Annotated in this window: 10 protein-coding genes; 5 read left to right on the top strand and 5 right to left on the bottom strand. The window is 68.9% G+C overall.

Annotation, left to right across the window (positions count from 1 at the left end):
- Positions 1-141 precede the first annotated feature (141 nt).
- Positions 142-1,515, bottom strand: a complete 1,374-nt coding sequence (gene cycA / locus QRO93_RS19820; protein ID WP_053511991.1) for a D-serine/D-alanine/glycine transporter — start codon at positions 1,513-1,515, stop codon at positions 142-144.
- A gap of 229 nt (positions 1,516-1,744) precedes the next feature.
- Here cycA and QRO93_RS19825 point away from each other — a divergent pair, with 229 nt between their 5' ends.
- A complete protein-coding gene (locus QRO93_RS19825; protein WP_285304332.1) occupies positions 1,745-3,361 on the top strand; it encodes an EAL domain-containing protein in 1,617 nt (538 codons plus the stop codon).
- Positions 3,362-3,628: 267 nt separating this feature from the next.
- Here the strand turns inward: QRO93_RS19825 and QRO93_RS19830 are convergent, their stop codons facing one another.
- Together QRO93_RS19830 and QRO93_RS19835 are read right to left on the bottom strand one after the other, a co-directional pair.
- Positions 3,629-4,813 (bottom strand): MFS transporter, encoded by a 1,185-nt coding sequence (locus QRO93_RS19830; RefSeq protein ID WP_180880478.1) that lies wholly within the window; start codon positions 4,811-4,813, stop codon positions 3,629-3,631.
- Complete coding sequence (locus QRO93_RS19835; RefSeq protein ID WP_180880475.1) at positions 4,810-5,988, bottom strand: serine hydrolase; 1,179 nt, start codon at positions 5,986-5,988, stop codon at positions 4,810-4,812. The genes QRO93_RS19830 and QRO93_RS19835 overlap by 4 nt, the downstream gene beginning before the upstream one ends.
- Positions 5,989-6,216: 228 nt before the next feature.
- On the opposite strand from QRO93_RS19835, the gene QRO93_RS19840 reads away from it, so the two are divergent.
- Positions 6,217-7,116, top strand: coding sequence for a LysR family transcriptional regulator (locus QRO93_RS19840; RefSeq protein ID WP_008268258.1), 900 nt, complete (start codon positions 6,217-6,219; stop codon positions 7,114-7,116).
- A 232-nt stretch (positions 7,117-7,348) separates the two neighbouring features.
- Positions 7,349-8,956 carry an ABC-F family ATP-binding cassette domain-containing protein gene (locus QRO93_RS19845; RefSeq protein WP_180880471.1) on the top strand — a complete coding sequence of 536 codons (1,608 nt, stop codon included), beginning with the start codon at positions 7,349-7,351 and terminating at the stop codon, positions 8,954-8,956.
- A gap of 100 nt (positions 8,957-9,056) precedes the next feature.
- Here QRO93_RS19845 and QRO93_RS19850 read toward each other — a convergent pair whose 3' ends face one another.
- Entirely contained in the window at positions 9,057-10,382 is a 1,326-nt protein-coding gene (locus tag QRO93_RS19850; RefSeq protein ID WP_285304333.1) for a GTP-binding protein, read from the bottom strand.
- Between the two features lie 69 nt (positions 10,383-10,451).
- Here QRO93_RS19850 and QRO93_RS19855 point away from each other — a divergent pair, with 69 nt between their 5' ends.
- Complete coding sequence (locus QRO93_RS19855; protein ID WP_053448638.1) at positions 10,452-10,823, top strand: MerC domain-containing protein; 372 nt, start codon at positions 10,452-10,454, stop codon at positions 10,821-10,823.
- Between the two features lie 220 nt (positions 10,824-11,043).
- Here the strand turns inward: QRO93_RS19855 and QRO93_RS19860 are convergent, their stop codons facing one another.
- Entirely contained in the window at positions 11,044-11,328 is a 285-nt protein-coding gene (locus QRO93_RS19860) for a metal-sensing transcriptional repressor (RefSeq protein ID WP_053448637.1), read from the bottom strand.
- Between the two features lie 50 nt (positions 11,329-11,378).
- Here QRO93_RS19860 and dmeF point away from each other — a divergent pair, with 50 nt between their 5' ends.
- Positions 11,379-12,353, top strand: a complete 975-nt coding sequence (dmeF, locus tag QRO93_RS19865; protein WP_180880468.1) for a CDF family Co(II)/Ni(II) efflux transporter DmeF — start codon at positions 11,379-11,381, stop codon at positions 12,351-12,353.
- The last annotated feature ends 46 nt before the right edge of the window (positions 12,354-12,399 follow it).

Raw genomic sequence — 12,399 nt, forward strand, 5'->3', positions numbered from 1 at the left:
CGCCATCCATGGCGCCAACGGTCCTGCCGGGCCACACCCACCCGCCCTCGACAGTTTCCTGCGGCGGACAGTAGATCCACGCCATGCGTGGATGAAACTTCCTGGAAACCGTGAATCAATCGATGGAGCGGAGACGTTGGGTTACTTCGCCGTCCTGCGGCGCACCCAATACCCCACCCCCAGCAGCACGAACCATGCCGGGCTGGCGATCAGCGCCTGGCGGGTGTCGCCCTGCAGGCTCAGCAGCACCAGCACGCCGGCGAAGAACACCAGGCAGGCCCAGCACATGGCGACGCCGCCGGGCATCTTGAAAATCGAGGCGGCGTGGCGCTCCGGATAGCGGCGGCGGTAGACCATGTAGGCCACCAGGATCAGCGACCAGACGAAGATGAACAGCACCGTCGCCAGCGTCGTCACCAGGGTGAAGGCGGTCACCAGGTTGGGAATCAGGTAGATCAGCAGGGTGCCGCCCAGCAGGCACAGGCACGAGAACAGCAGGCCGCGCGCCGGCACCGCCGCACGCGACAGCCGCGACAGCCCACGCGGTGCGTGGCCCTCTTCGGCCAGGCCGTACAGCATGCGGCTGGTGGAGAAGATGCCGCTGTTGGCAGAGGACGTGGCCGAGGTCAGCACCACGAAGTTGATCAGGCTGGCGGCGGCAGGAATGCCGGCCAGCACGAACAGCTGCACGAACGGGCTCTTGTCCGGCACCACCTGGCGCCATGGCGTGACCGCCATGATCGCGATCAGCGCCAGCACGTAGAAGATGATGATGCGCACCGGGATCGAGTTGATCGCCTTGGGCAGGTTGCGCTCCGGGTCGGCGGTTTCGGCGGCGGTGGTGCCGACCAGTTCGATGCCGACGAAGGCGAATACCGCGATCTGGAAACCGGCAAAGAAGCCGACCAGCCCCATCGGGAACATGCCGCCGTCATTCCACAGGTTCGACAGCGCTGCGGTGTGGCCGCTGGGCGAGGTGAAGCCCCACGCGACCAGGCCGGCGCCGGTGATGATCAGCGCGCAGATCGCCACGATCTTGATCAGTGCGAACCAGAATTCCATTTCGCCGAACAGTTTCACCGTCACCAGGTTCAGTGCCAGCAACAGCAGCACGCAGGCCAGTGCCGGTATCCATGCATCCAGCCCGGGGAACCAGAACTGCGCATAGGCGGCGATCGCGATCACATCGGCGATGGCGGTCACGATCCAGCAGAACCAGTACGTCCATCCGCAGAAGAAGCCGGCCCAGGGGCCCAGCAGATCGGTGGAGAAATCGATGAAGGATTTGTACTGCAGGTTGGACAGCAGCAGCTCGCCCATCGCGCGCATCACGAAGAACAGCATCGCGCCGATGATCAGGTAGACGAAGACGATGGACGGGCCGGCCAGGCTGATGGTCTTGCCCGAGCCCATGAACAGGCCGGTGCCGATGGCACCGCCGATGGCGATCAGTTGCAGGTGGCGGTTGGACAGGCTGCGGCGCAGGTGCTCGGGGGGCGTTGCGGGCTCGGTCATGGGCGCGGAAAAGGGCGGGCGAAGCGTCCGACGGTAGTCCTCCACGGACCGGAGCGCCAGCACCCGGCGAGCTGATTCCGTCAATCTTGGCCGCTTTCATCACAATGTGACGAAATTCCGGATTACGCCCATTCCGCCCGGCCCGGCGCCATGCTCAGATAGCCGCATCTGCCCAAGGACCGGCCCCGCCCATGCCCTCTGCCCTGCCCCTCCCGCTGGAGCTCCGGCCATGAGCCGGCTGCGCGTCATCATCGGTGGCACTGCGCTGGCATTGCTGGCCGCCGCCGTACCGATCGCGGTGATGGCCTACGCCACCTGGGACCGCGCGGTCACGGTCGAACAGCAGCGGCTGCACGACATCGCGCTGCGCACCCTGCGCCGCTCCGACCTGTCCTACCACGAGGCGCTGGCCGCGCTGAAGTCGGCCGAAGCCGGTACCGCCTCCGGCTGCAATGAAGAACACATCCGGCGCATGCAGACGCTGGTGATGACCACGCCGTCGGTGGACCAGATGGGCTACTTCGAAGGGGGCAAGCTGCGCTGCACCTCCTGGGGGCCGTTCCACTCGGACGTGAACCAGCCCAGGGCCGACCATGTCACCAGCGACGGCGCCGGCATCGCGGTGGATGTGCGCCCCGAAGCCAGCGGCCGGCGCCAGGTGCTGGCGATCCTGTACGGCTCCCACGACGTACTGGTCGATCCGCGCCGCTTCGTCGATGTCATCGTCGATCCGAATGTGCGCCTGGCCCTGGCCAGCCCGGATGGGCGGCTGCTGGCCAAGCAGGACGGCATGGACCCGGCCCTGCTGCAGAACCTGCTGCGCAATCCCGGCGAGGGGCTGGACCAGAACACGCTGTATGCCACCGCGCGCAACGAGGAATGGTTGGCGATCGCCACCACGCCACGCACCGCGCTGGCCGCCACCTTCCGCCAGCAGGCCTGGCTGTTCGTGCCGCTGGGCCTGCTGCTGGCGGCCGCGGGGGCCGGCCTGGTGATCTGGCTCTCCCGGCGCCGGCTGTCGCTGCGCGGCGAGCTGGCCACCGCCATCCGCCGCCGCGAGCTGTACCTGCATTACCAGCCGATCATCGAGCTGGATACCGGCATCTGCGTCGGCGCCGAGGCGTTGATCCGCTGGCAGCGCCCGGACGGCACCCAGGTGCGGCCGGACCTGTTCATTCCGCTGGCCGAAGAGGCCGGCATGATCGCCGACGTCACCGACCTGGTGATCGAGAACGTGGTGCGCGACATGCGCGAGCTGCTGGTGGCCGACCGCAGCGCGCACATCGCGATCAACCTCGCCGCCGAGGACATCAGCAGTGGGCGTGCGTTGAAGATGATCTCCAAGCACATGGCCGGCAGCGGCATCCTGCCGCAGCAGATCTGGATGGAGGCCACCGAGCGCGGCTTCCTCGACCTGGACCGCGCCCGCACGATGCTGGCGCAGGCGCGCCGCGCCGGCCACAGCGTGGCCATCGATGATTTCGGCGTGGGCTTCTCCAGCCTGCAGTACCTGGAGCAGCTGCCGCTGGATGCACTGAAGATCGACAAGTCGTTCATCGATGCCATCGGCACCGAGAGCGCGACCAGCCCGGTCACGCCGCACATCATCGACATGGCCAAGGAACTGGGCCTGTGGGGGGTGGCCGAAGGCGTGGAAACCGAGGCGCAGCTGGCCTACCTGCACAGCCGCCACGTCGAGTTCGGGCAGGGCTGGCTGTTCTCGCGGCCGCTGCCGCGCGACGAGTTCGTGGCGTTCCACAACAAGCGCCAGCAGCGCTACGGCGCGGCGCGCGAACACATGCAGAATCCGCGCAGCGTGCCGATCGAGCGTGAGGGCGTGGAGTAGGACGGCGAACGGCGAGGCCCCTCGTGGTGGGTCGCGTACAGCTATCCCGGAGTTGGCCGGGACGGTCGGGTTCGCGGGGGACGCCGTAAACCCATCCATGGGGGCTTGGCCGCTCCGGCCTCTGACAGGTTCCGGCGGCGTCCCACCACGGAATCAACAGAAAAATCAAAGGCAAACGCGGGTCGCTGCGCTCGGTAGATCCACGTCATGCGTGAATGGCGTGGCCCCCGGTAGTGCCGCCGCCACCGCGCCCTCACCGATCGCCGCCTATTCCCACGCCTTCGGCCGCGCCAGCAACCACGCTGCCGTCACCACCAGCAACAGCAACGGCAACCATCCCAGCTGGCTGGCGCCGCGCGCCTGCAGCAGCACACCGCCTGCCATGCCTCCAGCGGCAATGGCCAGGTTCCAGCCGGTCACCAGCATCGACTGCGCCAGATCCGCAGCGGCACCGGCGCGGCGCGCCAGCGCGGTCTGGAACAGGGTCGCCACCGAACCGAAGGCCACACCCCACAGGATCGTCGCCAGCAGCAGCGGGGTCGGCCGGCCTGGCCACAACAGCAGCGCCAGCACCGGCAGGAGGAAGCCGACCACCGCCGCCCAGACCAGCGTGCGCAGATGACGGTCCACGCCCCAGCCGGCAATACCGATGCCGGCAATCGCCGCGATGCCGAACGCCAGCAACAGGCGATCCAGCCAGGCACCGGCACCGGCCTCCACCGCCAACGGTTCGATGTAGGTGTAGAGCACGTTGTGCGCCAGTACGTACAGCACCATCACCAGCAGCGCACTGCGCACACCGGGCATGCGCCAGACCATGCCCAGAGACATGCGCTGGCCGGCCGCCGCCGCTGGCAATGCAGGCAGCGCCCAGCGCGCGTACGCCAGCAGTCCCACGCCCAGCAGGCTCATCAACGCGAACGCCCAGCGCCAGCCGATCTGCTGGCCCAGCAACGTGCCGGCGGGCACCCCCAGCGACAACGCCAACGGTGAGCCGACCATGGCTACAGCAATCGCCCGCCCCTGCAGCGAAGGCACCACCATGCGCGCGGCGTAACCGGCCACCAGCGACCACAGCAGGCCGCCACTCACCCCCGCCAGGAAGCGTGCGGCCAGGATCAGCGCGTAGCTGCTGCTCAACGCGGTCAGCGTATTGACCACCACGAACCCGGCAATCGCCGCCAGCAGCAGCGGACGCCGCGGCAGGCGCTGGGTCAGCGCGGTCATCGGCAGCGCAGCCATCACCGAGCCCAGCGCATACACGCTCACCAGCTGGCCCACCGCCGCATCACTCACGCCCAGGCTGTCGCCCATCGGCCGCAGTACGCCGGCCGGCAGGGTCTCGGTCAGCAGGGTGATGAAGCCACCACCGGCCAGTGCCAGCAGGCCAGCCCAAGGCAGGCGTGTGGCTTCACCAGCCGGGCTGCTCGCATCGATGGCATGGCCGCTCATCGGGCGCCCTCCAGATCGGCATAGACCGCATTGCGCAGCGCATCGACGAAGGCACCATCCATGCCCTCGTACAGGGTGTTGGTCAGCGCCACCACGCTCAGCCCACGTGCCGGGTCGACGAACCAGCTGTGGCCATACGCGCCGCCCCAACGCCAGGTGCCTTCGCACTGCGGCGTGCCGCTGGCAGAGGCATCGCGCAGCAGCGCAAAGCCCAGGCCGAAGCCCCAGCCGGCCGGTTCCGGCGGGCCCTGCTCGCCCACCTGCGGGGTCGCCATCTGCGCCGCCAACTTGGGCGGCAACAGGCCCGAAGCGCGCACATCGCGCAGCGCCTCCAGCACCGCCATCAGCTCATCGGCGGTGCCCACCAGACCGGCACCGGCAGAGGCGAAATGGCTGGCGTCGGTGGCGCGCGCAAGGCTGTACTCGATGCCGATCGTGCCCTCGAACGGCGCCACTCTTTCGCCCTCCTGCAGGCGATGCGGCTGTGGCATGTCGCTCACATAGGGCGTGGCCAGCCGCGCAGCATCGGCGGTGGCGAAGGCGGTATCGCGCAGGCCCAGCGGTACGGCCAGCAGCCGCGCGAACAGCGCCTGCAGGGTTTCACCGGTTGCGGCTTCGGCCACCGCACCGGCCACATCCACGCCCAGCGAGTACAGCCACTGGCTGCCGGGTGCGAACAGCAGCGGCGCCTGCGCGATGCGGCGCACGTTCTCGGCCAGGGACACCGGGCTGGCATCCATGCCATCGCTGACACCGGCACGCGCGTAGGGGCCGTCCGCATCGGCCTCCAGGAAACGGTAGCCCAGCCCGCTGCTGTGGCTGAGCAGCTGGCGCAGGCTGATCGGCGGCGTGCTGCCATCGGCCAGCGCCGGACGGAAATCCGGCAGCCAACGCTGCACCGGGGCATCGAGGTCGAGCACGCGCTCGGCCACCAGGCGCAGGATCACCGTGGTCAGCAGCGGCTTGCTGACCGAGGCCAGCCGGAACAACTGGTCGCGCTGCATCGGCGCGGCCGATTCGCGGTCCGCCAGGCCGCTGGCGCTGGCGTGGCGCAGCGCCCCGTGCTGGCGCACCAGCACCACCGCGCCGACCAGGCGCAGGGGGTGCACCTGCTGCAGCAACCGCTGCACCGACGGCAGCGTCGGTACGGGTTCAAGGGAAAGAGCGGCATTCATCGCGGTGATCCGTGGGGGAGAGGCCGCCACGTTAGGCAGCCCGCCGCCACGCAAAAAGCCGGTTGCCGCTCCGGGCATCATGGACCGTGCAGTCCGCAATCGGCATCATGGCCGGAACTGCAAGGCCGTAACCGCCCACAACCCGCCCCGCACCACAGTGTTGCGAGCGCGGTGCCAACCGCCGCCAGCGCGCCCCTCTACCCTGCCGCTTTCATCGCCCGCACGCCCATGACCGTCCTGGACAACCTCGCCAACCTGCAGACCTTCGTGCACGCCGCCGACACCCGCAGCTTCGTCGAGACCGGGCGCCTGCAGGGCATCTCCGCCTCGGCCGCCGGCAAGTGCGTTGCCCGGCTGGAACACGCGCTGGGCGTGCGACTGTTCCATCGCAGCACGCGCAGCATCACCCTCACCGCCGAGGGCCAGCTGTTCCTGGCGCGCTGCCGGCGCATCCTCGACGAGCGCGATGCTGCGCGTACCGAACTGGCGCAACCACACGCCACGCCGCGCGGCACGCTGCGCATCGGCCTGCCGCTGGTGGGTGACCTGACCCTGCCGCTGATGGCCGAGTTCATGGCCGCCTATCCGGACATCCGCCTCGATCTCGATTTCAGCGATCGGCTGGTCGATGTCATCGAGGAAGGTTTCGATGCCGTGCTGCGGGTTGGCGAGCCCAGCGACTCGCGCATGAACGCGCGGCGCCTGGGTGTGTTTCCGCGCCGCATCGTCGCCTCGCCTGGCTACCTGCAGCAGCGCGGCATTCCGCGCACGCCGGCCGAGCTGATGCAGCACACGCTGCTGCACTACCGCTTCCCCAGCACCGGCAAGCTGGAGCTATGGCCGATCCATTGGCCTGAAGATGAAACCCCGCAGGAACTGCCGGTACACATGGTGGCCAACACCATCGAAGCACGCGTGGCGCTGGCGCTGCGCCACGTGGGCGTGGCGTTCGTGCCGGTGCACTCGGTACGCGATGCGCTGGCCGACGGCCGGCTGGTCACCGTGCTGGACGAACACGTGCATTCCTGCGGCATCTTCCACCTGCTGTGGCCCTCCGGCCGCCACGTGCTGCCGAAGCTGCGGGTGTTCATCGATTTCGTCAGCGCACGCCTGGAAACCGTGCCGTAGGCGCGATCAATCCACACCACGCATGGATGCCTGTGTAGAGTCGAGCCATGCTCGACTTACCGGATGCCTGGCGCACCACACCCGGCCATTCAGCCAGCCCCGCTATACTGGCGCCTGATTCCTCCCAGAGGCTCGCGACCAATGCGCCATTGATGCCGCCGTCTTCCCATCAGACGGCCTGACTCTTCCCGCCCCTGCGCGCAGGGGAGAACCCGGCATCCATGGAGGTCGCATGACCCCGCATTCCCTCACGCTCGATCGCGTGTCGTACCGATTGGCCGACGGCCGCCCGCTGTTTTCCGATCTGTCGTTTTCCTTTGAACCGGTCGCCACCGGCCTGGTCGGTGCCAATGGCACCGGCAAGAGCGTGCTCGCCCGCCTGCTGGCCGGCCACCTGTCAGCCGACAGCGGCCAGGTGCGCCGCAGTGGCCGCGTGTTCCTGTTGCCGACACCCGGCTATCCACCCTCCGGCACGGTTGGCGCGCTGGCCGGTGTCGGCGAAGCACTGGCCGCGCTCGCGCGCATCGAAGCCGGCAGCGTGGACGAGGCCGACTTCACCTGCGTCGGTGACCGCTGGGACCTGCGCGAACGCCTGCAGCAGCAATGGCAGGCAGTGGGCCTGCCCGACGACCTCGACCCCGCCCAGCCCGCCGCGCGACTCAGTGGTGGCCAGGCCATGCAGGTCGCGCTGTCCGGGGCGTGGGCCAGCGGCGCTGACTGGCTGATCCTCGACGAACCCAGCAACCACCTCGATACTCGCCATCGCCAGCAGCTGTACCACCAGTTGCAGCAGTGGCGTGGCGGCCTGCTGGCGATCAGCCACGACCGCGAGCTGCTGGAACAGATGCAGCAGATCGTCGAACTCGATGCGCGGGGACTGCACCGCTATGGCGGGCCGTGGCAGCACTACGCCGACGCGCGTGCGGCCGAACGCGAAGCCGCCGCCGCTCAGCTTGACCATGCGCGCGCGCAGCACCGGCAGCAGCAACGCAGCGCGCGTGAACAGCACGAACGCCAGCAACAGCGGCAGGCGCGTGGCAACCGCGATGCGAAGCAGGCCAACCAGGCACCGATCCTGCTCGGCCGGCAGAAGCAGCGCGCCGAGGCCAGCCACGGCCGCGCGCAGCAGGTGCAGGCCGATCGCCTGCAGGCCAGTGCCGATCAACTGCGCGCTGCCGCCTCTGCGGTTCATGCCACGCCGGAACTGGCGCTGTTTGCCGGTGACGGTGAACGCGGCAGCGCGCGACTGCTGCAAGCGCAATCGCTGGTGTTGCCGCATGGCTGTAGTGCCCCGTTGCAGCTGGAGATCCGTCGCGGCCAGCGCATCGCCGTGGTCGGTGACAATGGCAGCGGCAAGTCCACCCTGCTGCGCGTGCTGGCCGGCCAGCTGCCGGCACGCCATGGAACCGTGCAGCGGCATGCGCCGCTTGCCCTGCTCGACCAGCAGCTGCTGGGGTTGTCCGGCGAGCGCAGCATCCTCGATACCGTGCAGGCCACCAACCCGGCGGCCGATCCCGCTGAACTGCGCACGCGCCTGGCCCTGCTCGGGCTGGATGCACAGCGCATCCTTCGCCCCTCCGGCAGCCTCAGTGATGGCGAACGGGTAAAGGGTGCCCTGGCCAGCTTGCTGTATGCCGATCCGGCACCCCAGCTGTTGCTGCTGGACGAGCCCGGCAACGCGCTGGACCTGGGCGCACTGCAGGCGCTGGAAGAACTGCTGGCGGCCTGGCCCGGTGCCCTGATGATGGTCAGCCATGACCGGCACCTGCTGCAGGCCTTGCGGCCCACGCAGGTGCTGCAGGTGACCACCGACGGCTGGCAGTGGCGCGACGCATTGTAGAGTCGAGCTTGCTCGACTCCGCCATGCCGGCATCCACGCATGGCGTGGATCGACCGGAACAGCAGCCGAGCGTGGGCTCGGCTCTACAACGGTATCCTGCTCACCGCTTCCACACCGGGAACGCCTGCGGCAATTGCTGCCACAGCAGCGGGCCGGCACGCAGCTCCTGATCGTTCAGCAGGCACGCGTCCAGTTCCGCACGCACCGCGCGCTCATCCATGTGCACACCGATCACCACCAGCTCCTGACGGCGGTCGCCCCACAGCGGGTGCCACAGGCGCTGCATCGCCGAATGCGCGGCCCTGTCCGGGAATTCCTCAAGGCCCGGCAGCGGCGCACTCCAGCACTCGGCCTGCTGCCGCGCCCAGCCGAGGTCACTGTAGGGCAGCGGCGTCGGTGGCAGCAGCGGCGTGGTGTCTTCCTGCCCGGCGCGCACGCGCTCGCGCGCGGCGTACCAGAAACCCGCCGCCTGCGTGCGCGTTGCCGCACCCACGGTGTTCAACTCACCCACCCAGTCCATGCGGTTGGCCAGCCAGAACCAGCCCTTGCTGCGGATCACGCCCGGCATGCCCGACTGCAGCGCGCGTGCGAACCGCGCGGGATGGAACGGACGCCGCGAACGGTAGACGAAACTGGCGATGCCGTATTCCTCGGTTTCCGGCGTGTGTTCGCCGCGCAGCTCCTTCACCCAGCCCGGTGCACGTTGCGCACGCTCCATGTCGAAACGACCGGTGTCCAGCAGTTCGCTCAGCGGCACGTCACCGAAGCTGGACAACAGCAGCTTGGCATCGCGGTTCAGCCCGCGCAGCACCGCCAGGGTGTCCTGCAGTACTTCGTCGTCCACCTGGTCGACCTTGCTGACCACGATCACATCGGCGAATTCCACCTGCTCGCACAGCAGGTCGACCACGCCGCGGTCATCCTCCGGTCCGGCCTGCTGGCCGCGCTCGGCCAGGCGCAGGGTCGAGCCGAAGTCAGCCAGGAACGCGCTGCCATCGACCACCGTCACCATCGTGTCCAACCGCGCGATGTCGCTCAGGCTGAAGCCGTGCTCGTCGCGCACCGCGAAGGTGGCGGCCACGGGCATCGGCTGGCCGATGCCGGTTGATTCGATCAGCAGGTAGTCGTAACGGCCGGCATCGGCCAGGCGCCGCACTTCCTGCAGCAGGTCATCGCGCAGCGTGCAGCAGATGCAGCCGTTGCTGAACTCCACCAGCGTCTCTTCGGTGCGGCGCAGTTCGGCGCCACCCTCGCGCACCAGCTGCGCATCGATGTTGACCTCGCTCATGTCGTTGACGATGACCGCCACCCGCAGGCCCTCGCGGTTGCGCAGGATCTGGTTGAGCAGGGTGGTCTTGCCGGCCCCGAGGAAGCCGGACAGCACGGTGACCGGAAGGCGACGGTCGGCGCGGGAAACAGTGTTCATGTCGGAGCGGGTTGGCTGCGGAACGGAAATGTTACTGTATAACAATTGACGCGCTAGGAACCTCCCCCGATGAAGTCGCCCTCTGCCGCCCTGCTCGATGCCGGCGCGGTCGCCCTGTCCAGCCTGTGCCTGCTGCACTGCCTGGCGCTGCCCCTGCTTGCCGCCGCGCTGCCGCTGTTCGGCGCCTGGGCCGAAGCAGAATGGGTGCACCTGCTGTTCGTGGCCATCGCCCTGCCGCTGACCGGCTATGCGCTGTGGCGGGCCGAGCGCCGTCGGCCGCTGCCGGTACTGGCCTGGGCCACCGCCGGCATGGGGCTGGGCCTGCTGCTGGCCGGTGCGCTGGCGCTGCCCTCGCACGGCTGGGAGACACCACTGACCGTCACCGGCAGCCTGCTGCTGGCCGCAACGCATCTGTGGAACGCGCGGCAGCGGCACGGGTAGTGCCGGCCGCTGGCCGGCAACCCCATGAACGCCGGACATACCCGGTAGTGCCGGCCGCTGGCCGGCAACCCCATGAACTCCGGACATACCCGGTAGTGCCGGCCGCTGGCCGGCATCCCCATGAACGCCGGACATACCCGGTAGTGCCGGCCGCTGGCCGGCAACCGCATGGACCCCGCCACCACCTGACGTTGCCGGCCAGTGGCCGGCACCACGCCAGCTATTTGCCGTAGCGGCGCAGCAGCTCCACCAGCACCTCGGCCTCGGCCGCGCGCTGCTGCGGATCTTCCGCGCCCACCACATGCTCCTGCAGGTGCTCGTGCAGCAGCTCCATCAGCAGGCTGTGGGCGGCGCCGCGCACCGCGGCGACCTGTACCAGCACGTCCGCGCAGTCGCCGGCCTGGCCTTCGGGCCGGTCCAGCGCCTGCTCCAACGCCGCCACCTGGCCGCCGATACGGCGCACCCGGGTCAGCAGCTGCTTTCGGTTCTTGTGTACATGCGCCATGGCCGGATCATATACCCTATGGGGGTATCCACTCCACCCCTCGGGCCACCATGCACCTGGACACCCTCGCCGCCGCCCGTCGCCACGAACACCGCTTCGACGACGGCAACCCGCTGGCCGAACGCAACACCCGCCGCGCCCTGTGGCTCACCGTCGGCATGATGCTGGTGGAGATCGTCGGTGGCTGGTGGTTCAACTCCATGGCCGTGCTCGCCGACGGCTGGCACATGAGTTCACACGCGCTCGCGCTGGGCCTGTCGGTGTTCGCTTACCGCTGTGCGCGCCGCTATGCAAACGACCCGCGCTTCGCCTTCGGCACCTGGAAGATCGAGATCCTGGCCGGCTACACCAGTGCCATCGCACTGCTCGGTGTTGCGGCGCTGATGGCTGTGCAATCGCTGCAACGGCTGTGGGTGCCGGCACCGATCCACTACAACGAAGCCATCGCCATCGCGGCAGTCGGCCTGGGCGTCAACCTGCTGTGCGCGTGGTGGCTGCACGACAGCCCGGGCCACGCGCATCACCACCACGGCCACGGCCACGATCATGGCGACCACCACGCGCAGGATCACGACCACCACGGCCATGCGCACGGTCACGACCTCAACCTGCGCTCGGCCTACGTGCACGTGCTGGCCGACGCCGCCACCTCGGTGCTGGCCATCGTCGCCCTGCTTGGCGGCAAGCTGCTGGGCCTGACCTGGCTGGACCCGGTCATGGGCCTGGTTGGCGCTGTGCTGGTCACGGTGTGGGCGATCGGCCTGCTGCGCGACAGCGGCCGTATCCTGCTCGACGCGCAGATGGACGCGCCGGTGGTAGCCGAGGTACGCGAAGTGATCGAACAGGGCCCGTGGCCGGCACGCCTGGCCGACCTGCACGTCTGGCAGGTCGGCCGCGGCAAGTACGCGTTCAGCGCCAGCGTGGTCACCAGCGATGCCCGCCTGGATGCCGATACCGTGCGCAACGCGCTGGCGATCCATGAAGAACTCGTGCACGTGACGGTGGAGATCCATCGCAGCGCATGACCCGCGCCGGGTAGTGCCGGCCGCTGGCCGGCAACCCCATGAACTC

Source organism: Stenotrophomonas maltophilia group sp. Smal17 (assembly GCF_030237045.1).
In the GTDB taxonomy this organism is placed as follows: Bacteria; Pseudomonadota; Gammaproteobacteria; order Xanthomonadales; family Xanthomonadaceae; genus Stenotrophomonas; species Stenotrophomonas forensis.

Excerpts from the sequence above, each read along its gene's own strand:
- QRO93_RS19840 (WP_008268258.1), top strand. The coding sequence starts at position 6,217 with ATGACCGTCCTGGACAACCTCGCCAACCTGCAGACCTTCGTGCACGCC.
- QRO93_RS19850 (WP_285304333.1), bottom strand. The coding sequence starts at position 10,382 with ATGAACACTGTTTCCCGCGCCGACCGTCGCCTTCCGGTCACCGTGCTG.
- QRO93_RS19860 (WP_053448637.1), bottom strand. The coding sequence starts at position 11,328 with ATGGCGCATGTACACAAGAACCGAAAGCAGCTGCTGACCCGGGTGCGC.
- cycA (WP_053511991.1), bottom strand. The coding sequence starts at position 1,515 with ATGACCGAGCCCGCAACGCCCCCCGAGCACCTGCGCCGCAGCCTGTCC.
- QRO93_RS19835 (WP_180880475.1), bottom strand. The coding sequence starts at position 5,988 with ATGAATGCCGCTCTTTCCCTTGAACCCGTACCGACGCTGCCGTCGGTG.
- QRO93_RS19855 (WP_053448638.1), top strand. The coding sequence starts at position 10,452 with ATGAAGTCGCCCTCTGCCGCCCTGCTCGATGCCGGCGCGGTCGCCCTG.
- QRO93_RS19830 (WP_180880478.1), bottom strand. The coding sequence starts at position 4,813 with ATGAGCGGCCATGCCATCGATGCGAGCAGCCCGGCTGGTGAAGCCACA.
- QRO93_RS19825 (WP_285304332.1), top strand. The coding sequence starts at position 1,745 with ATGAGCCGGCTGCGCGTCATCATCGGTGGCACTGCGCTGGCATTGCTG.
- dmeF (WP_180880468.1), top strand. The coding sequence starts at position 11,379 with ATGCACCTGGACACCCTCGCCGCCGCCCGTCGCCACGAACACCGCTTC.
- QRO93_RS19845 (WP_180880471.1), top strand. The coding sequence starts at position 7,349 with ATGACCCCGCATTCCCTCACGCTCGATCGCGTGTCGTACCGATTGGCC.